The following is a 17,427-nucleotide window of genomic DNA, read 5'->3' as shown; positions in this document are numbered from 1 at the left end:
GCTGGGTCAACGCTGGGAGCCCTCCATGAACGACTCCATGCAGGCCCAGCGCTGATCTGCGTTGAGCGCGGGCCACAAGATGGCCTGGGCGCGCAAGGTCCAAAGGAAGGCATCGACGGCGCGATGCAGCTCCGAGAATTCGGCCTCGTCCATGTTGTCGAAGTCCATGGATTTGGGGATGGCGTTCGGCTTGCCATCCAGGCCGGGCACAAAATCCGCGTATCCGGCGCCCAAGATCACCCAGGCGCGCAGCTTGTCCAGATCTGCGAACTCCTCGGTGCGCTCGAGCAGCTTCTGCAGCTTGAGGAAGAAAAATGCGTGGTGCTGGGGGCTGCGGGGCACGCGGAAGGTAAAGCCCAGGGTCTGGCCCGGGAGCAGGCCAGCCACCACGGCCTTGAACTTGTTGTAGGCACGCTGGCCCTTCTCGTCCAAGCCGCAGAGCTTGCCGTCCATCCCCTTGGTGATGACGAGCCGGCTCATGGCAACGCCCCCAGCAAATCGCCCTGCTCTTGCACCGGCGCTGCCGCAATGGGCGTGATCGTCACCACCAGCTTGCCGCCATCCACGGGCATACCACGTTCGGCCGTGATGCGGCGCACCCACTTGTCGTCCTCGATGGCCACGCCCTTCAGGGCATCCAGTAGCACCTTTTGGGCGTTGTCCAGATCGATGCACTGCACGGTGTCGTCCCAGGTATAGGGATCACGCTTCATGCGGCGTTGGGCATCCTGCGGGCAGTGAGGGTGCAGCGTGTACGAGATGGCTACCCGGCCCAGGATGGGCTTGAGCACCCCGGCAGCCTTGGCCAGCCAGCCCACCTGATCCTTGAAAGCCTTGGCCTCGGCGCTGACGTAGGTCATGGCCCGGGACTGGCCAGCCATTTTGATAACGCGGGTCTGCCAGTAACGATTGGCACTGATTGGGTACGGAAGCGTAAGTGTGATCATGGTTTCGTGCTCCTGTTTTTATTCAAAGTCATCGTCTTGACGCGTGGCGCCCGTGCCCGGCTTCTCGCCATGCCAGTTGCCAAAGCGAACGAATGGCCCGGTGTAGCGAAGGTGCAGATCACCGGTGGCGCCGGCGCGCTGCTTGGCCACGCGCAAGGTGGCGTAGCTCTGCCACTCCGGGCCCAGGCTGGGTTTGAGGTGGATCGGCCGGTGGGGGAACAGCACGATGTCTGCGTCCTGCTCGATCTCGCCGCAGTCGCGCAGGTCGGACAGCATGGGCAGCTGGTCGACGCGCTTTTCCACTTCTCGGTTGAGCTGGGCCAGCAGCAGGACCGTGATGCCCAACTCCTTGGCCAGTTCCTTGAGGCTTCGGGTCACTTCACCCAGTTGCGTGGTGCGGTTGTCCTTGGGGTTGGTGCCGTGCATCAGGCCCAGGTAATCCACGATCAGCAGGCGCAGGCCATGGCGGCGTTTGAGGGAGCGGGTTTTGGTGCGCAGCGTGTTGATGTTCAAGCCGGTGCGGTCCGTGACGTAAAACGGCAGGCGCTTGAGGCGAAGATTGGCCGCTGTCACCGCGTCGTAATCGGCATTGCTCATGCGCTTGTGCGGCTGGCGAATTTTGCTCAGTGGCACCTCGGCCTCCATGGCCACCTGGCGCTGCCACAGGTCAGCACGCTGCATTTCCAGCGAGAACATGGCCACGGTCTGCCCCAGCTTTGCGCCGTGCATGCCGATGGTCATGGCCAGAGCCGTCTTGCCCATGGCCGGCCGGGCGCCGATGATGATCAGCTCGCCGGGGCGCATGCCGCCGTCCAGCTGCAGGTCCAACGCATGCAGGCCGGTGGGCAGAAATGGATCTCCGTTGCCAGAGCAGCGGGCGTCCAGATCGGCCATGAACTCGTCCATGCCGGTATCGACGCTCACCCACTCGTCGCCTGGGCCATCGGCTGCCAGGCTGGCCAGCTGGGCCGAAACCTTGTCAACACGCTCACTGATGGGCAGCGTGTGATCGGCGGCCAGCTCACGGGCCTGAGTCACCACAGCCACCAGCTGCCGGCTCAGCGCCCGCTCATGAACGATCTCGGCGTAGCGGCGCACTGCGGACTCAGACGATGTGCCGCAGTTGTGCAGGTCGTTCAAGGCCATCAGCTCGACCCGGCCCTGCAGGTGCTCGTGCACCGTGATGACATCGATAGCTTTGCCGGCGTGGGCCATGGCGCTGATGGCGCCGAAGGCTGTGGCGTGCAGTTCGTCGGCAAAATCCTTGGCCTGGACGATGTCCGAGACCACGTCGAATTGGCGGGCGTCGTACAGCAAAGAGCCGATCAATGCGCTCTCAGATTCATAGCTGACAAGCATTGGCTTGTTAGCGGGCGCTTCGAATTCCTCATCCAATGGCGGCATGCTGCGGGCGTTCATGCAGCACCGCCTTTCGTGCGCTCGATGACGTGCTGCATGCCACGGTCGGTCAGCAGAAAATCGAGGTCGCACTGCCAGCCCGCATGCTCAGCTGAGCGTGGTCCCCGGCCCATCAGGAAATCGTTCTTGCTGGCTCGTCCGAAGTAGCCGCGCAGCCAGGTACAGGCCTCTTCGGCGGTGGATGCCCGCGGCGCTCCGTCCGATTTTTTGCTGGTCAGGACCCAGCGCCAGACCTTGCTCAACGCCCGTTTGCGTTTGTCGCTGAGCAGCTTGACGCTCGGCAAGCCGGGCAGTTGCTCGTGGTACAGACCCACGATGGCATCCACGGGGCACGGTGGCAGCTTGGGGCCTTTGCCCTCCCCTTCTCCTTCGGCGTTGTCACCAGCAGCAGACGGCTTCCCGTCCAAAGTTTCGTTTTTCAGGTCTGCATCGTCGGCCCCGCCGACAGAACCGTTAGGTTCTTTATTCTTTTCTGTATCTGTTCTGTTCTGTATCTGTTCTAGGGCGTTATCAGGCGTTACTGGTAACGTTACATCGCCCGTTACAGCGTTACCGCCCTCTGCTTTTTTCTTCGCTCTATGCTTGGCAACGCGCTCAGCACTGCTTGAGCTGCTATCAACTTTGAACTGACGCTTTTCCCAGTTCAGCAAATTCAGCTCTGAATCAATGAATCCCTTCTTGATGAACAGCGCTTTTGTCTCGGTCCAATCTTCAGCAGTAATTCGAAGGTGAAACGTTACTTCGTCGTCCTGTAACGTTACTAGGTCGTTACTGCAACGCATGCACATCAGCATGATGTAACGGCGCTGCATGGCCTCGCTCATCATCTGGACCTTGGGGTCGTGTGCGAACTCCGCATACAAGCGGAACCAGTGGTTAGCCACGGCTGGCCTCCTTCTCTTTAAGCAGGACTGCTTGCACCTCGAGGAGCCGATACATTCGACGCATGAAGTGATAGGCGCGGTCGCGCTGTCCGGCGTCCATCGCCTTAATCTCCAGATCGCCTGCACGTCGCGCCAACGACTGCAGGCGTTTTTCTTTGCCCGGGTTAAGCACGCTTGCCCGCTGCATGCTTCGCCTCAATGGACTGTTCGAGCTGCTGAAGTGCCGCGCGGGCATCAGCAACTTCCTTCTGGATGCGCACCATGTCGTTGTCCGAGATATGGCCGTCGGCATTCCCCTCGAGCGTTGCCGTCACGACGTGTGAAAGCTCGGTGGTCACTGCAGAGATGGAACGATTCACGCAAGCCGGCTCGCTCATTTCGACCACGGGCAAGCGAACGAAGCCACCGCCATCAGCAGCAACGGCATTCACGAAATCAAAGCAGTGATGGGCCTTGGCTTCGATGCACAGCTCTGAAATCAGCAAAGAAGTCGACAGGCCCAGCTTGAACTTGGGATCGCCTGAAAGCTCCTTGCGCAGAACCTCAGCGGTCTTGCCAACTCTCGGTGCCAGGCTCTCATACCCGCCTGGGTAAGCCTTGGCCATTTGGCGCAGTGCGTCTTGGGGCGTCATATCCGGTTGCTCTCGTGTTGGATGTTGTTTGCACGCTCCCGCTTCCAGATACTGAGAACATGGAAAAAGCAGACGCGAATACGAGGGGAGAGTCGAAAAAGGGTGCCCGCCCTGCCCCGGGCTACGATGGAAGCTCCTACACAACCATCACCAGAGAGGGCGGACATGAACGAAGAACTGAAAGTGCTGCAGACGCAGCTGGATCTCATAAGCCAAGTTTTGGTACAGCTAGTAAATGCATCCAGCACGGGGACGCGCATAGAGCGGCAGGCATGTATGGCGGCTTTGGAGCTGGCAAAAAGTACAGATTCAGCCGTTGCCGATGCGGCTGCGGCGTGGGGGGCGAAGTGGTTTCCGCACCGACCACACATGGACAGCCCGTTCAACATGTGACGACGAATCGTTCTCATGACTTCCAATCCGGGAAGTGCGAAGGAAACTCCAGCGGAAATTTCAGCAGCTCTTCGCGGTGGCTCTTGAGTGAGTGCAGACTGAGTTCAAACACCACTCGGCCTTTGCACTCGCCATTGATGGCCTCTCCTTCAGGCACAAAACGAGGGACCATCACCACACTTAAGGGGCCCAGGTGGCGGAGAGCGCCGTCCCGTACGGCCTGGCTCGGATACTTGCCAAGCACTTCTTCAATGGCCCCCAGTTCAACGCTGACCGAATCAGCGAATCGAACAGGAAATTCCAAGGGCAGTGGCCGTGAATCGTGCTGGCTGCATTCAGCAGCTTGGGCGGCGCCGTTAAGTTGGCCGATTGCTACCGTCTTGTCCTGGGCTGCTGCCAACTGCGCCAACCCAGCCTCCAAGCGGCGCTCCATCCGCTTAAGGCGCAACTTGAGCTGCCACAGCAACGGGCCGCCTTTTCGGGCTTTACGGGGCTTACCCATGGGCCGCCTCCCCTGCCGCCGGCTTGCAGGCCGCTAGCTCAGCGGCGGCGGGGATGGGTCGGGTGGTGCGCAGGTATGCCCAGTCAACATCAGGGCGCAAGTCCTCGCAGCGAATCGCACCGCTGGATTCACGATCCAGGCTGATGCACAGGCTCTCACCCAGGCGCTGCCCCTTGCTGATGGCCTTGCGCAGATAGCCTTCGGAGGTTTTGCAGCGCGTCACTAGGTCGAGACGCTCAGCCTTCGGCAGGCTGTTGAGGTAGGCAAGTAGTTTGTCCATGCCATCAATCTTACCCACGGGTAATCAATCAAGCAATACCTGAGGGTTATTTACTTGCAGGTAATGATTTGCTGGAATCGAAGGATGGATATGTACGAACAACGCCGCTCAGCGCTTCAGAACCTTGTCGATTCTTTGGGTCGGGGCGGCATCGCTAGCATTGCGCAGCAAATTGGCAAAGACGCCAGCTACGTCTCTCGGATGCTTTACCCAGCAGAAAAGAGTGGAGCCAAGCGAATCGGCGAAGACACCGCCCTGCTATTACTGGGTGCTTATCCTTCTTTTTTCACTGGAGAGCACGCCTTATTCAGCGGTCTTGCCGCGCCTTCCGCTCATGAAGTGGCCTCATCACCTTACGAGTCGCCGTCCGCGAGTGGCAGTGAGCATGACCTAGTCATCACGCAGTACGACGTGGGTGGCGCCATGGGCAATGGCGGCAAGCTGATCCTGGAGGCTGAACCACCTGGCGTTATCAAGAGCTGGCGCGTTGACAAGGAGTGGCTGCGCCTCAATGTGCCGGTCTACACCAGCATCAGCAATCTATGCATCGTCACTGGTTTCGGGCCATCCATGAAGCCGATCTTCAACCCTGGTGACCCGTTGCTTATGGACCGTGGTGTGAATCACGTCGACCATGAGGGCATCTACTTTTTCCGCTTGGGTGATGAAGGCTTCATCAAGATCATCCAGCGCGTGCCCAATTTCGACAAACCTGGGTTCGTGCTGCGCATCATCTCGAAGAACAAAGAAGACTTCCCCCCCTACGACATTTCACCGAAGCATCCGGACTTCCATGTGATTGGGAAGATTCTGACCGTGTGGCGTAGCGAGCAATACTGAAATTAGAGGCTGCATGACTGTTGAGCAAGGGCGGCATGGATTCTGGTATTCCAAAGGAACGGGGTTCGCCACCAAAGAGCAGACGCAAGCATCGCATTCATTTGTTTAAAGGTTCGGCATGAGTAAATCAGATGATAACAAGATAATTCTTGATCGTATAGATAAAGAATTAATCGCAATGTTCGACAGCCTTGGCGGTCTCGCAAATGAAAGAAACAATAAAATAATTAACTCATTTTTTGACTGTCATCTGGCAAGCGTGAAAGAAGCTACTGCTATATTTGATTACCTTAAGTCAACAAGGAATTTAGTTTCACATAATATTGACGCCCGAATGAACTCGGGGCACACATCAGATACAGAGCAAATCCTAGTACAAGATTTAATTGATAACATCCAATCAAGCTTCTCCAACTATGATGATCTACGCATAGAATCCAAAAAAGCTTTTCTTCAACTTGGATTGGACTTGGTAATATACCTAAAAGGCCAGAAAAGTGAGTAATATGAAAGTAGTTACTCAGCAGAATACGGCTGAAATAATGTCAGAATTTTCATCTTTATCGGATCGAAATAAACTGGCCAATGACGGCGGATCCGGGGGAGGGTATGATTCAGTCATGGAAGCCCGTGTCAAATCTCTTGAGGAAGCTGTAAAGAATCTGCCCACCAAAGCGGACTTTGCAGAGCTGCGTGCTGACGTCAAGACAGGGATCTCCGATCTTCGAGCAGAAATGCACAAGAGCAGCATAGAAATCCACAAGTGGATGATCGGAACGGTCATTGGCCTTTTCCTTGGGTTTGGTGGTCTTTTCCTTGCAATGAGCAATGCGCTCAAGCAGTCATCACCGGCACCTGCTCCTACGACTGCACAAACCACCACGCAGCCGCCCATCATCATCAACGTGCCGAGCGCTGCCCCATTGCGCACGCCAGAATCTGCACCCACGATGCAAAAGTAGCTCTCACAGCTCTCACATCCAGCCCGCCCCCAGCGGGCTTTTTTACGCCTACACGTTCGGCTGTTGCACCGGATCTCCCGGTAGTTCAACCGGTGGCACATCGCTCGGCGGATCAATAGGCTCAGGCTGGGGGTCCTGGTCTTTGTTTGGATCTTTCGGTGGGTGAGTCATTCCAGCTGCCTCCTTTCTTGGATTCAAGTCAGCAGTCTTGTAAAGATCACCTCACTGTCAGTGATCTTTGACTTCGTAAATCAACCAGGCCACAAGCAGCATCAATAGCCAAAGGCCAACCAGCTGCATCATGAAATTAGACATCGCCGCTCTCCTGGAAGTGCGTTGATGATTCAATTTTTCTCCTGTGAAGCTCCGCCAGCAACCAGAACAGCTCGCCTGGCGCGGGCTTTTTTGCGTCTGTGTGGTGTGTGCCCATGACGGAAGCTTACCTGACAAGCAAATTAAATTACCCGTTGGTATTGCAATAATAATTACCCGTGGGTAAGATTGATTTCATCGCAGTCCTTGAGCCAACAAGCCCAACAGCTGCGAGCAAGTCGATGAAGAAGGCAGCGAAGGAATCCCCGAGCTGAGCAGCCGCCGAGGTCTGCGCCCTTCCGAGGCCCATGGTGGAAGCCTGCAGCGGCTGGGAAAACCTGCAGTGCCAGCCGTCACGCGATACGGCCAAACCAGAGTGCCTTGATTCAGGGTGCTGCGGTTTGCAACTCAAAAGGAGCATCTGATGCAAGAAGCAATTCAAAAGAAGCCGCCCCATGCCAACAGCCCAAATGGATGCTGGGCTCGGCACGGCTATCGCGTTGAGCGTATGGAGCGCCCGATGGGCTCACCGATGCGCAATATCTATGGCCCTGACGGCACCCTGGTGCTCAAGGATTCGGACTATGACAAGGAGATGGCCTACTGCCGTAAGCACGGGCTGCTCCTGCCATCCAAAGACTGACGGAGATTCAAAAATGTGAGCAAGTAGCCAGCATGCGGCCTGCATGTGCCTTCCCCGCAAGGCTAAGCGGGGCCATCCGGCATGGCCATGCTACCCAGCGTGGCCACACCAGATGGCGTGGCACCTTTTCTTAAACCCAAGTGCGCATAGCTTGGCCCTCAAGCCGCTGCGCCATCTACCTTTACTCCTCCCTCACTTCGCAGTGAGTTTGCCCCGCAAGTCGGGGCCTTTTTATTCAGCAGCACTGGCCCAGTGGTCAGTACCGCGGCGAATCCCAACGGCCATCTGGGCGTCCATCAGGTCGATTCGGTCTCGAGCCACGGTCGTTATCCCAGCGGCCCCGATCGTTGTCGTATCGGTCGCCGCGATCGTTGTCATAACGGCCACCATGGTCGTGGCCTCGATACCCGTACGGAGGAACCACGCAACCGCCCAGTGATGCAGCAATGACTGCAACCGCAGCGAGAGAAAACAGCTTTTTCATAGCAACCCCTTGTTAGTGGTTGCACTCAGTCTATGCGCCGTAAACAAGCCGCCCTGTAAATAAATATTCCCCGCCCCGTCAGAAGGGGCGCTTCTTTTGGAGGTTCGCCATGAACGCACGAGTCCCGATGTTCACAGGGCCCACGGCCAACCCGCACGCTGACGCCGAAGCCTGGAGCGACTCGCAGGAGATAACAGATGAGTTTGTACAAGAAGCCCAACGTCAAGCGCCCCTCATCGTGTTGGCCAAATTGCAAACCATTGCCAAGGGCGCCGACTGGTTCAACAAAACACTGCCTGGCATAGGAAACTATGAGCCCCACAGTGCGCTTTGCGATGCCATCGCAGAGGATGACGATGCCTTAAGTGCCTTTTTCGAGCTGGTAACTAGCCCTCATGCTCAGGAGCTGCGGCGGCTCGTGGCCAATTGGTACGCCAAGAAGCAGTCTGTCGACATTTACCTTGACCACCTGAGAAGCCAGCTATGAACTTCGCCGCAGTCTTCGCCGCTCACCCAGCTTGTGCCGAGTTCAGAATTTTGGAACTGGAAGCTCAGGTGCAGCAACGCTGGCAGCCAATCGAGACAGCTCCGAGGGATCGCACCGAAATACTAGCTTGGCGTGAGGACTGCGGCATGTTCATAGCCAGCTTCACGAGCCCAAGCGCACTTCCCTTGTCGCAAGCGGAAATAGATGCGGCAGATGAAGCATGCCTATTCGCAGAGGACTGGTTCACGCAATGGCCACACGCTGTACGCCTTGACGGCAGAGAAGCTCCCACCCACTGGATTCCCCTGCCTATGCCGCCCCCAACTGATGGAGCCACCTGATGCCTTCTCCGATCCAACTCCAGCGCTTTCCGCGCCGCAAGAAGCCCGCCCCCAAGCGGGCTTTGTTGTTTCTGGCCTTGCTCATCGTGCTGGTGTGCACCTGGCTGGCTGGCTGCAGCGCCCAGGCAGCAGATACGCCGGCCACGACCGCCGTAGACCTCAAACGTGCCGCCGCAGGTGCATGGCTCTGCCCGGGCATGCACGCAGAGTGGCTGGATTCGCAAACCGTTCAATGCTTGAGGGAGAAGCCTTGACCGAAACCCTAGCCCTCATCCCCATCGTCCTGGCCTTCGCCGCTCTCGCATGGAAACCATGACTCCTACCAATCCCAAGCCCGGCACCGCCCGGGCTTTTCTTTTGTGGGCTGGCGCATCTGTCGCCGCTCTTTCTGCCTTTATCACCCAAGTGAGGTTTTCATGAGCAGTGCTCTCGCCACCCAGCAATCCGCAGCTTTGCGCCCCGCCAGCCAGTTTGACCTGAGCCCCCAGACCTTCGACCAGGCTCTGACATTTTCGAAGTACTTGGCCGACAGCGACCTGGTACCCAAGGACTTCAAGGGCAAGCCCGCCAACTGCTTGATTGCCATGCAATGGGGTGCAGAGCTGGGCTTGAAGCCGCTACAAGCCATCCAAAACATTGCAATCATCAATGGCCGCCCTGCTCTTTGGGGGGATGCGGTAATCGCTTTGGTGCGTGGCAGCCCAGCATGCGAATACATCACAGAGTCCGACGATGGAACCACCGCGGTCTGCCGTGTGAAGCGGAAGGGTGAAGACGAACAGGTCAGAACTTTCAGCATTCAAGATGCTACGACTGCAGGGCTGGCAGGAAAAAACACATGGGCGCAGTACCCCAAGCGCATGCGCCAGATGCGTGCTCGGGCTTTTGCCCTGCGCGACGTGTTCCCCGACGTGCTGCGCGGCATGCCGGTGGCCGAGGAGCTGCAAGACATGGCCGCCACAGCTCCCACAACTGCCCAAGGTGAGCGCCACCTGGGCAGCGCTGAAGTCGTTAGTCAGGCTCTCCCCACCTACGACCAAGCCAAGTTTGACCACAACTGCCAAAAGTGGGCCCAGTCGGTAGCCGACGGCCAGAAGACGCTGGCCGAAGTTTTTACTTGGCTGCGTGCAAAAGCCACAGTCACCCCGGCTCAAAAAAAGCAGCTGAGCGATGCAGTCGAACAGCTCTCCAAGCCAGAGCAAGCAGAGAGCCAGGATCTGCCGGAAGTGGACCCCGAAAAGCTCATTGCTGACATGCAGGCGGCCACCAACCTCGATCACCTTTACGAGCTTGGCGGCCTGATTGATGCTGTGGCCGATCCCTCACTGCAAGCAAACCTCACCGATCAATTTGATGTCCGAGTGGCAGAACTGGAAAAACCATGACCATGCAGATCGTGAACCTCGTGCAGGGCAGCGCCGAATGGCACGCCCACCGTGCCCAGCACTTCAATGCCAGCGACGCGCCGGCCATGATGGGCTGCAGCTCTTACAAGAAGCGCTCTGAGCTGATCAAAGAGCTGGCCACGGGCATCACTCCTGAGGTCGATGCCGCCACGCAGCGCCGCTTTGATGCTGGCCACCAGTTCGAAGCCCTGGCCCGCCCGCTGGCCGAAGAGATCATTGGCGAAGACCTCTCGCCTTGCGTTGGCACCCGAGGCAAGTACTCGGCCAGCTTCGACGGCCTGACCTTCATGAATGACGTGGCCTTTGAGCACAAGTCGCTCAACAGCACCTTGCGCGAGCTTCTGGCCCCAGGTTGCACCGGCGCTGATCTGCCACTGCAATATCAGGTGCAGATGGAGCAGCAGGCCATGGTCTCGGGCTGCGAGCGCATTCTTTTCATGGCCAGCAAATGGACAGATGACGGCTTGCCAGTGGAAGCCTTTCACTGCTGGTATGAGCCAGATGCTGAGCTGCGCGCCAAGATCATCGCCGGCTGGGAGCAGCTGGAGAAGGATGTAGCCGCCTTCGATGTCAGCGCTCCCCAGACTGTGCCCGTGGTGGCCGAGCCGGTGGAGAGCCTGCCGGCCGTGGCCGTTCAGTTGCAAGGCAGCCTGGCCGTGGTGTCCAACTTGCCCGCCTTCGGTGACGCTCTGCGCTCGTTCATTGAGCGCATGGTGGCCAAGCCCAGCACAGATCAAGAGTTTGCTGATGCCGAGGCCGAATGCAAGGCGCTGAAGAAGGCTGAGGAAATGCTGGAGGCGGCCGAGTCCGGCGCCCTGGCCCAGATCAGCGACGTGGAGCTGCTACGCCGTACCGTGGCCGACCTTCGCAATCTAGCCCGCACCACGCGGCTGGCCCGCGAGAAGCTGGTGGCAGCCGAAAAGGACCGCCTCCGCACACTGCTGGTGAGTGGTGCACAGCAGGATCTCGATGCCCACGTCTCCGCCTTGAATCAGCGCCTGGGTGCCAACTGGTTGACACGCATGCCCGGCGGCTTCGCAGAGGTGATCAAAGGCAAGAAGTCGCTCAGCAACATGGAAGACGCCGTGGCCGTGGCCCTGACCAATGCCAAGGCGGAGGCAAACGGCTTGGCCGGCCGCCTGGAAGCCAACCGCAAGCACCTGGTGCAAGAGGATGGTGACTGGATTGCCTTGTTTGCCGACTTCTCCAGCGCGGGCACGAAGGCTGCCGAGGACTTCCAGGCCCTGGCCGCCCTGCGCATTGGCCAGCACAAGCAACAGGAGACCGCCCGCCTAGAAGCCCAGCGCGAGCAGATCCGCAAGGAAGAAGCAGCACGATTGGAGCGTGAAGCTGAAGCTAAGGCAAAAGCGGAGGCTGAGCAGGAGCGCAAGCGCATCCAGCAGCAGGCTCAGCAGGAGCAAGCAGCAATTGCCCAGGCCCAGCAGACAGGCCAGCTGGCCACGCCACTAGCCTCCGACCTGGCCGGCTTGGTTGCAGACAAAGCCGCCGAGGCCGTGGCCGGCATTGATGCCCAGCAGGCAATCACCACAGCCAGGACCAGCTCTGCGGCCGTGGACACCAGCCCTGTCATGACGATGGGCCAGGTCAATACGCTTCTGGAAGACGCAGGCCTTGGAAAGATCACCGCCGCCACGCTGGAACACCACGGCATTCCGTTCACCAAGGAGCGCGCCGCAGTCCAGATCCAGGCCTCCCAGGTGAAACGCCTGCTGATCTTGCTATCCATGGGCATGCGCAAGCTGGCCGACGATGTGATGACGATCTCAGTCTAAACAAAAACCGTAGCAACCACCGCAAGCCTGCTCTACACCAGCAGGCTTTTTCTATTCAATCTCAAGAAAGCACACCATGAACCGCGCATTCAAAGCCCCGGCCCCCTTCTCTGACAAGTCCTATATGGCCATCCCGATGGAGCCGGTTGAATCCAACCAGGTCAAGGCCATCGGCTATGACCCGGCTACGAAGACGCTGGCCGTCACATTCACCCGCGGCCCAGGCAGCATCTACCACTATCCCAACGTGGAGCCGGAACTACACGTCAACTTCATGCAGGCTGAATCCAAAGGCACGTTCTTCGGCAAGAACATCAAGGAACTGCCGTTCGACAAGTTCCCGGTCACGGCAACAGCTGACCAAGCCTGATCACTTCCCGCCCCCACGAGGCCCGCATTGCGCGGGCCTTTTTGCTTCCTGACAGGAGGGCCCATGGCCTTTGAACTCGCACAACCCACCAACGTCACAGTCACCAATGCGAACCCGCGCCGCGAACTTCACGGAGAGGACAAGGTCCGCGCGATCGACCTTTCGTTCGTCCTGACCGGCGAAAACACCCTGCTCGATTTGATCGAAAAGGGACTGCGTGAGCACCACTACTGCAACACCGCTCTCAAGGATGGCCAAGAAGTACTTCCCGGCGTGGTCATACCGTTGCCGAATCTACGTCACCCTCAACTGCCCCTGCTGTACCACTATGGCAAGGGCCAGAAATGGCGCGGCTACCGATTTGTGTGGGACTGGGGCATCAACGAGCACCACGTCGACTTCACCGACGCAGTGCTTTCGAGCCTGCAATACGAGCTTTCCGAGGGCGGCAGCGTCACCATCAAGGGAACCATTTCATACAACGGCGACGAGCTGCAGGACAACGACCTGTTCGGGGAGCTCTCGGGCCTGGCCGCCGAGGGAGAAATCTCCATCAAGCTATTGGCTCCGGCTGAGCTGCAGCAGGCCAAGAAGGGTTACCGCGCTGGCAAGCCGGATACTCCGGTCGCGTCCGGCCAGAACGCGGATCAGTTGGGCCTCAATGAGGAGCAACAGGAAGGCGAGGAAGATGAATCTGAGCGAACACCAGAACAGGCATTCTCTGAAACGGTACTAGCTCCCGGTTGAAGACTGCCCTTTCGCTCAGAACTGGCTAGCCGGTGCACACCTACCATCTAGTAGGTGTGCATCTGCGATACCTGGTTCATTTGCATGTCAAAGTCGAAAAATTGCATCTCCGAGCAGCACAGTTTCTTGATCATCAGCCAGGCGATGAAACGAGTAAATTTGAGCGTATGCAGGCTTAGCGACCAAGTACCTAGCGAGCGACATCGGCCAAGTCGGCACGTTGACGGGGCAGCATGCTTCTGAGCGAATAAGAACATCGCCGACGTTAAAGCAACGCACTGGAAGATATCCTGCAGCACCATCAACAACCAGCGACTCATACTGCATCAGCGATAGCGGCCGGGCATAGTCTGGGTGGAACGGGCTTACATCGAGCTTGGCTGAAAAATAGTAGTCATCACTCGGATCGTGTCCATGAAGCGCTAGCGCGGCTACTCCTGCTCGCGTAACGACCGGTACCGAGCAAAGCATTACCCCTCCATCTCGAAGTAAGCCCCTTCCGGTATTGAGCAGTTGATCGCACTGGATTTTTGTTAGATGGCCAAGAACCTGAGTGCATAGAATCAAATCGAATTTGACCCCAGCTGGCAGTTCATCTGTTGAAGCAACAATCTTTGTTTCCAGACCGGCCAATGTTGTTGCCTCAGCTGCACTTTGCGCTTGCATCCGACGTAAGGCATCTGGCTCCACACCAAAAAGTTTTCTACCGCTTGCGCCGCCCCCAGCACAAGCTGTCTGAAAAACGGTATCAAAGTACCGGCCTATGCCGCAACCTAGGTCAAGAGCTGTTTCCCACTCAAACTGTATAGCGCAGGCGATGCTCAATCGCTCCCTTGCTAATTTGTACGGATCCATCGCCAACTCAAGTTGATCAGTAATCACCTCGGCGGCGGGATAGCTATATTTATTTTTCACTCTATTCGTTGTTTTTGGCTGATGCCTCGGAAAGGACAAGCAGAAGGCTTCTTGCCTTCAAACCCATAAAAATTAACAAAGCGATGCTTGCTGCAGAACACGGCAACACCAGCGTGTTGCTATGAAAGCTCACTACGAGCGCCAGTGCCATATAACCTATAGAAACAGCAGCTATCAATATAGGCTCCGCCTTTAGGTCGAGGTCGGCGGTATACCACTTGGAATCTCTACGCTGATTCTGAAGCCATAGCTCCCAACTCAACACTGGTGCATTCGGTATGCCAGGCCCCAGTGCAGCCAAACACTTATTTACCTCAGGGACAAGCATGATTCGAAAATATGCCGCAAAAGAAAATATCTGCTTGAATACCCCAACATATATTTGCAATAAAGAGGCCGCACATAGGCTTATGCCGATGGTAATTATCTGAAGAACCAATGCTCTGTTAATTACCACCTTAAGAATATCGGTATCTGGCGTAGCTCCAGCGGCTAGTACAGTGGCAATTGCTGGTAGCGCTGCTCCTGCCAGAGCAACTGAAAACATGGCGATATAGCGAACTCGACCGATACAGATTAGCTGTTCAGCCCGAATGAACTCGTAATCTTTGACGATCGCACCCAACCTCAACTCATAGTATTTTGTGAGTTTGTCGGGAGCTATGTTCAGATCGTTATGTGGCATGCTCGCTAGTGCCTATGAAGTGCTCACAGCATCACCGGCATCTGTAGTCGCCGTCAAGTCCAAATTAGAAAACCGAAGCGAGCGAACTCAGACAGGCGCTGCTCCACTTCGAGCAGTCTGGAGCCGTCACAGTGACAAGCCACTTCTAGCAGATATCTGCCGCTCTTTGATGCGAGCATGCCAGACGCTCACTTTTAAAGTTAATTCTTTCCAAAGGCAGTTTTTGCATTCTGTATCGCTTCAATCGTTAAGAACTCCAAAGTTATGGCGACTGCTTCGTGCACATGCTGATTGGCAGGGCATGTGTCCATATGGGCTCTTTTGAAGGTGGTTTGGATCGTTGAAGTGCCTACGCTCTCCCTTTCCCAGACCCGAGAGATCTCACCATTTTTCGCAGCAATGGTTTCTCCGTTGATGCTCTCACATGGCTTTGCATGAGACGAATCGGACAGTGTTCCTTCGCCATACTTTGCAAGCACCTGAGCGGCTAAGGTTGTGATCACCGAGTCCTCTTGCCTGGCAAAAGCTGAAATGGAGACGAGCGAACTATCTTTGAAGAGTAAGCTGAGACTTATGGGCGTAGTTGAGATCGGCGTTACCAGCTTGCTAACGTATCGTTCTACACCCGGAATTTGCTCCGAATTTTTGTTGAACGATCGGTGCAATCGAGATGCCACATAGACATCTCCGGAGTTCAGGGCCTCAACTTCAGCTTTGCTCATCCCGAGCGTTAAAGGACCAATCCCGATTGGACCTGTTTCCTTTTTAACAATAGTGGGAGCCCTAGGCACTGCAGATTTTCCTGCAGCTGCTGCAGGGAGTTGCCCAGAAAAAATAAGAAATGAAGTTGCTGCAGCCGAAAAAAGCAATGATTTCATTGCAACCTCGCGTTACAAACAAATACATTCCGTTAATATATCCCTGTTCATACTTTAAAGATATTAACCATGATCGCATCGCAAATGAGTCGTAAGTCTCTCGGTGGATCTAACTGAAAAATCACCTTATTCAAGCGCACTGCAATCGCTTTCCAGATTTTCTTTCAGGAGATTCCATGCTTCAAAGCGCCGATCGACACCCAATTGATGACGACCTCGTGCAGAGCGTACGAGAGAAGAAAGGTTGGTGAAATGGCAGCTCATCTCCGACCTACTCCTCGCCGTCCAACTGCCGCCATAGAGCTTTTGGTTGTTGTGCAATGGCTGCTGGTGGTATTCGCCATCTTCTGCCTAGTCGGTGCAGGGATCTTCATGGTAAGCGCGCCTGAAGCATGGCCATTCTGACTCACTAAGTAATTGATTCAATACATTTTTAGGCCCGCAAATGCGGGCTTTTTGCTTTGTGGAACCTTATGAACGACACACGACCACAAAAGCACTGTGGCAGTGGCAGCACGCCTGTCTTCCTCGATTTCAAAGTTGGACAGAGCCAAGCACTGACCTAATCACCAACATCTCAGCCCGCCGCCGCGGGCTTTTCTCATTCTTGAGCCATGACAACTGCCGCCTTCAACACCCTAGCGCCACACATTCGCTCGGCGTTGGCCCAAGTGAAGCGCACCTACTGCGCTCCACCCAAATTCGCACCGGCCGACAACGTGACCGGGCACCTCGAGTGCCCGCGCTGCAAGAGTCGGCTGAATTTCACTGTCCTGACCAGCGGCATGACCTCGGGCCGCTGCACAACTAGATCCTGCATTTCATGGAGCATGCAATGACGCACCCTAAAACTTGCGAAATTTCGCAAACTGCTGCCTGCGGCAAAGTGGACGAACTGGCCATGCTGGTGCGCCAGCTAGTCCACACTCTTCGCAAATCGGCTCCGGGCAACGATCTCGCCGAACGGGCGCTGGACTATCTCAAACGCCACGGCCTGGGTGGAACACTTCTCCGCGAGTATGTTCCAGTGCTACAGAAGGCCGAACTGTGCGTATCGCGCTCAGACCCAGGACAAAATGGGCTGATGAACCAAGCCAATTTCACGGAAGCGCTAGCGCAACTGCGCCACTTGTACCAAAACATGGTCAGCGGTGGCGTGGCCACAGCCGAGCAAGCTAGAAGCGCCGCCGATGGACTGCTCTCGCCTGCTATCGCTTCGCTGGAAAAGCAAGCCCAAGAGCTTCAGGCTGCCCGTGCGCGCATTGCAGAGCTCGAGGCCACAGCCAATAGTCCAGGCCTGCGTCGAATTCCTGTCATTGGGGAAATCGAAAACGAGGTGGTCAGGATCAAACCACTGGAGCTGCCACCGGGCACAACTTGGGGCGAATAGCAACCCCTCCCCACAAACACCAAGCCCTGCCACTGCGCAGGGTTCTTCTTTTTGGAGAGAACAATGACAGACACCATCAACGCGGATCAGTGCGCACAGCTGCTTGACTGCACGCCT

23 protein-coding genes are annotated in these 17,427 nt (G+C 56.7%); 12 read left to right on the top strand and 11 right to left on the bottom strand.

Annotated elements, in window-relative coordinates:
- Positions 1–6: 6 nt before the first annotated feature.
- From EAO39_RS12665 to EAO39_RS12640, 6 genes are read right to left on the bottom strand one after another with little or no spacing between them, the layout of a single operon-like run.
- Positions 7–480 (bottom strand): DUF1367 family protein, encoded by a 474-nt coding sequence (locus EAO39_RS12665; RefSeq protein ID WP_120967870.1) that lies wholly within the window; start codon positions 478–480, stop codon positions 7–9.
- Positions 477–947, bottom strand: coding sequence for a RusA family crossover junction endodeoxyribonuclease (locus EAO39_RS12660; protein WP_120967868.1), 471 nt, complete (start codon positions 945–947; stop codon positions 477–479). The genes EAO39_RS12665 and EAO39_RS12660 overlap by 4 nt, the downstream gene beginning before the upstream one ends.
- 18 nt (positions 948–965) lie before the next feature.
- The gene (locus EAO39_RS12655) at positions 966–2,366 is read right to left on the bottom strand and encodes a replicative DNA helicase (RefSeq protein WP_120967866.1); all 1,401 of its coding nucleotides are present in this window, start codon (positions 2,364–2,366) and stop codon (positions 966–968) included.
- Positions 2,363–3,250 carry a hypothetical protein gene (locus tag EAO39_RS12650; RefSeq protein WP_120967864.1) on the bottom strand — a complete coding sequence of 296 codons (888 nt, stop codon included), beginning with the start codon at positions 3,248–3,250 and terminating at the stop codon, positions 2,363–2,365. The genes EAO39_RS12655 and EAO39_RS12650 overlap by 4 nt, the downstream gene beginning before the upstream one ends.
- Positions 3,243–3,437 carry a hypothetical protein gene (locus EAO39_RS12645; RefSeq protein ID WP_120967862.1) on the bottom strand — a complete coding sequence of 65 codons (195 nt, stop codon included), beginning with the start codon at positions 3,435–3,437 and terminating at the stop codon, positions 3,243–3,245. The genes EAO39_RS12650 and EAO39_RS12645 overlap by 8 nt, the downstream gene beginning before the upstream one ends.
- Entirely contained in the window at positions 3,415–3,882 is a 468-nt protein-coding gene (locus EAO39_RS12640) for a phage regulatory CII family protein (RefSeq protein ID WP_120967860.1), read from the bottom strand. Before EAO39_RS12640 ends, EAO39_RS12645 begins: the two co-directional genes overlap by 23 nt.
- Positions 3,883–4,047: 165 nt before the next feature.
- On the opposite strand from EAO39_RS12640, the gene EAO39_RS12635 reads away from it, so the two are divergent.
- Entirely contained in the window at positions 4,048–4,275 is a 228-nt protein-coding gene (locus EAO39_RS12635; protein ID WP_120967858.1) for a hypothetical protein, read from the top strand.
- A 13-nt stretch (positions 4,276–4,288) separates the two neighbouring features.
- Here the strand turns inward: EAO39_RS12635 and EAO39_RS12630 are convergent, their stop codons facing one another.
- The gene (locus tag EAO39_RS12630; protein ID WP_120967856.1) at positions 4,289–4,777 is read right to left on the bottom strand and encodes a hypothetical protein; all 489 of its coding nucleotides are present in this window, start codon (positions 4,775–4,777) and stop codon (positions 4,289–4,291) included.
- Positions 4,770–5,057 carry a YdaS family helix-turn-helix protein gene (locus EAO39_RS12625; protein ID WP_120967854.1) on the bottom strand — a complete coding sequence of 96 codons (288 nt, stop codon included), beginning with the start codon at positions 5,055–5,057 and terminating at the stop codon, positions 4,770–4,772. Before EAO39_RS12625 ends, EAO39_RS12630 begins: the two co-directional genes overlap by 8 nt.
- Before the next feature lie 90 nt (positions 5,058–5,147).
- Between EAO39_RS12625 and EAO39_RS12620 the strand changes: the two genes are divergently transcribed.
- From EAO39_RS12620 to EAO39_RS12565, 10 genes are all read left to right on the top strand, one after another.
- Positions 5,148–5,897 carry a S24 family peptidase gene (locus EAO39_RS12620; RefSeq protein WP_240466985.1) on the top strand — a complete coding sequence of 250 codons (750 nt, stop codon included), beginning with the start codon at positions 5,148–5,150 and terminating at the stop codon, positions 5,895–5,897.
- A 118-nt stretch (positions 5,898–6,015) separates the two neighbouring features.
- On the top strand, positions 6,016–6,402 hold the full coding sequence (locus EAO39_RS22570; protein ID WP_162989550.1) for a hypothetical protein: 387 nt from the start codon (positions 6,016–6,018) through the stop codon (positions 6,400–6,402).
- A 1-nt stretch (position 6,403) separates the two neighbouring features.
- Positions 6,404–6,859 (top strand): hypothetical protein, encoded by a 456-nt coding sequence (locus EAO39_RS12615; RefSeq protein WP_162989549.1) that lies wholly within the window; start codon positions 6,404–6,406, stop codon positions 6,857–6,859.
- Between the two features lie 736 nt (positions 6,860–7,595).
- Complete coding sequence (locus EAO39_RS12605; RefSeq protein WP_120967849.1) at positions 7,596–7,814, top strand: hypothetical protein; 219 nt, start codon at positions 7,596–7,598, stop codon at positions 7,812–7,814.
- Between the two features lie 593 nt (positions 7,815–8,407).
- Positions 8,408–8,785, top strand: a complete 378-nt coding sequence (locus EAO39_RS12595) for a hypothetical protein (protein ID WP_240466984.1) — start codon at positions 8,408–8,410, stop codon at positions 8,783–8,785.
- A 340-nt stretch (positions 8,786–9,125) separates the two neighbouring features.
- Positions 9,126–9,380: a hypothetical protein gene (locus EAO39_RS12585; protein WP_205589380.1), complete on the top strand. Its 255-nt coding sequence runs from the start codon at positions 9,126–9,128 to the stop codon at positions 9,378–9,380.
- 105 nt (positions 9,381–9,485) lie between these two features.
- Positions 9,486–10,511: a hypothetical protein gene (locus EAO39_RS12580; RefSeq protein WP_240466983.1), complete on the top strand. Its 1,026-nt coding sequence runs from the start codon at positions 9,486–9,488 to the stop codon at positions 10,509–10,511.
- Positions 10,508–12,325 (top strand): YqaJ viral recombinase family protein, encoded by a 1,818-nt coding sequence (locus tag EAO39_RS12575; protein ID WP_120967839.1) that lies wholly within the window; start codon positions 10,508–10,510, stop codon positions 12,323–12,325. Before EAO39_RS12580 ends, EAO39_RS12575 begins: the two co-directional genes overlap by 4 nt.
- Positions 12,326–12,401: 76 nt before the next feature.
- Positions 12,402–12,695, top strand: a complete 294-nt coding sequence (locus EAO39_RS12570; RefSeq protein WP_120967837.1) for a KTSC domain-containing protein — start codon at positions 12,402–12,404, stop codon at positions 12,693–12,695.
- Positions 12,696–12,758: 63 nt separating this feature from the next.
- Complete coding sequence (locus tag EAO39_RS12565) at positions 12,759–13,442, top strand: hypothetical protein (RefSeq protein WP_120967835.1); 684 nt, start codon at positions 12,759–12,761, stop codon at positions 13,440–13,442.
- A gap of 87 nt (positions 13,443–13,529) precedes the next feature.
- Here EAO39_RS12565 and EAO39_RS12560 read toward each other — a convergent pair whose 3' ends face one another.
- From EAO39_RS12560 to EAO39_RS12550, 3 genes are all read right to left on the bottom strand, one after another.
- Positions 13,530–14,357 carry a class I SAM-dependent methyltransferase gene (locus tag EAO39_RS12560; protein WP_120967833.1) on the bottom strand — a complete coding sequence of 276 codons (828 nt, stop codon included), beginning with the start codon at positions 14,355–14,357 and terminating at the stop codon, positions 13,530–13,532.
- A gap of 1 nt (position 14,358) precedes the next feature.
- Positions 14,359–15,042 (bottom strand): hypothetical protein, encoded by a 684-nt coding sequence (locus EAO39_RS12555; RefSeq protein WP_120967831.1) that lies wholly within the window; start codon positions 15,040–15,042, stop codon positions 14,359–14,361.
- 200 nt (positions 15,043–15,242) lie between these two features.
- Positions 15,243–15,920: a hypothetical protein gene (locus EAO39_RS12550; RefSeq protein WP_162989548.1), complete on the bottom strand. Its 678-nt coding sequence runs from the start codon at positions 15,918–15,920 to the stop codon at positions 15,243–15,245.
- Positions 15,921–16,755: 835 nt separating this feature from the next.
- On the opposite strand from EAO39_RS12550, the gene EAO39_RS22835 reads away from it, so the two are divergent.
- Positions 16,756–17,310, top strand: a complete 555-nt coding sequence (locus EAO39_RS22835; RefSeq protein WP_205589379.1) for a hypothetical protein — start codon at positions 16,756–16,758, stop codon at positions 17,308–17,310.
- Positions 17,311–17,427: the final 117 nt, after the last annotated feature.

This window comes from Comamonas sp. lk, assembly GCF_900564145.1.
Taxonomy (GTDB): domain Bacteria; phylum Pseudomonadota; class Gammaproteobacteria; order Burkholderiales; family Burkholderiaceae_C; genus Comamonas.
This window is presented reverse-complemented; position numbering and strand designations above follow the sequence as displayed.

Bases quoted from the DNA above. Each gene is read 5' to 3' on its own strand.
- EAO39_RS12665 (WP_120967870.1), bottom strand. From the start codon at position 480: ATGAGCCGGCTCGTCATCACCAAGGGGATGGACGGCAAGCTCTGCGGC.
- EAO39_RS12660 (WP_120967868.1), bottom strand. From the start codon at position 947: ATGATCACACTTACGCTTCCGTACCCAATCAGTGCCAATCGTTACTGG.
- EAO39_RS12655 (WP_120967866.1), bottom strand. From the start codon at position 2,366: ATGAACGCCCGCAGCATGCCGCCATTGGATGAGGAATTCGAAGCGCCC.
- EAO39_RS12645 (WP_120967862.1), bottom strand. From the start codon at position 3,437: ATGCAGCGGGCAAGCGTGCTTAACCCGGGCAAAGAAAAACGCCTGCAG.
- EAO39_RS12640 (WP_120967860.1), bottom strand. From the start codon at position 3,882: ATGACGCCCCAAGACGCACTGCGCCAAATGGCCAAGGCTTACCCAGGC.
- EAO39_RS12635 (WP_120967858.1), top strand. From the start codon at position 4,048: ATGAACGAAGAACTGAAAGTGCTGCAGACGCAGCTGGATCTCATAAGC.
- EAO39_RS12630 (WP_120967856.1), bottom strand. From the start codon at position 4,777: ATGGGTAAGCCCCGTAAAGCCCGAAAAGGCGGCCCGTTGCTGTGGCAG.
- EAO39_RS12625 (WP_120967854.1), bottom strand. From the start codon at position 5,057: ATGGACAAACTACTTGCCTACCTCAACAGCCTGCCGAAGGCTGAGCGT.
- EAO39_RS12620 (WP_240466985.1), top strand. From the start codon at position 5,148: ATGTACGAACAACGCCGCTCAGCGCTTCAGAACCTTGTCGATTCTTTG.
- EAO39_RS22570 (WP_162989550.1), top strand. From the start codon at position 6,016: ATGAGTAAATCAGATGATAACAAGATAATTCTTGATCGTATAGATAAA.
- EAO39_RS12615 (WP_162989549.1), top strand. From the start codon at position 6,404: ATGAAAGTAGTTACTCAGCAGAATACGGCTGAAATAATGTCAGAATTT.
- EAO39_RS12605 (WP_120967849.1), top strand. From the start codon at position 7,596: ATGCAAGAAGCAATTCAAAAGAAGCCGCCCCATGCCAACAGCCCAAAT.
- EAO39_RS12595 (WP_240466984.1), top strand. From the start codon at position 8,408: ATGAACGCACGAGTCCCGATGTTCACAGGGCCCACGGCCAACCCGCAC.
- EAO39_RS12585 (WP_205589380.1), top strand. From the start codon at position 9,126: ATGCCTTCTCCGATCCAACTCCAGCGCTTTCCGCGCCGCAAGAAGCCC.
- EAO39_RS12575 (WP_120967839.1), top strand. From the start codon at position 10,508: ATGACCATGCAGATCGTGAACCTCGTGCAGGGCAGCGCCGAATGGCAC.
- EAO39_RS12570 (WP_120967837.1), top strand. From the start codon at position 12,402: ATGAACCGCGCATTCAAAGCCCCGGCCCCCTTCTCTGACAAGTCCTAT.
- EAO39_RS12565 (WP_120967835.1), top strand. From the start codon at position 12,759: ATGGCCTTTGAACTCGCACAACCCACCAACGTCACAGTCACCAATGCG.
- EAO39_RS12555 (WP_120967831.1), bottom strand. From the start codon at position 15,042: ATGCCACATAACGATCTGAACATAGCTCCCGACAAACTCACAAAATAC.
- EAO39_RS12550 (WP_162989548.1), bottom strand. From the start codon at position 15,920: ATGAAATCATTGCTTTTTTCGGCTGCAGCAACTTCATTTCTTATTTTT.
- EAO39_RS22835 (WP_205589379.1), top strand. From the start codon at position 16,756: ATGACGCACCCTAAAACTTGCGAAATTTCGCAAACTGCTGCCTGCGGC.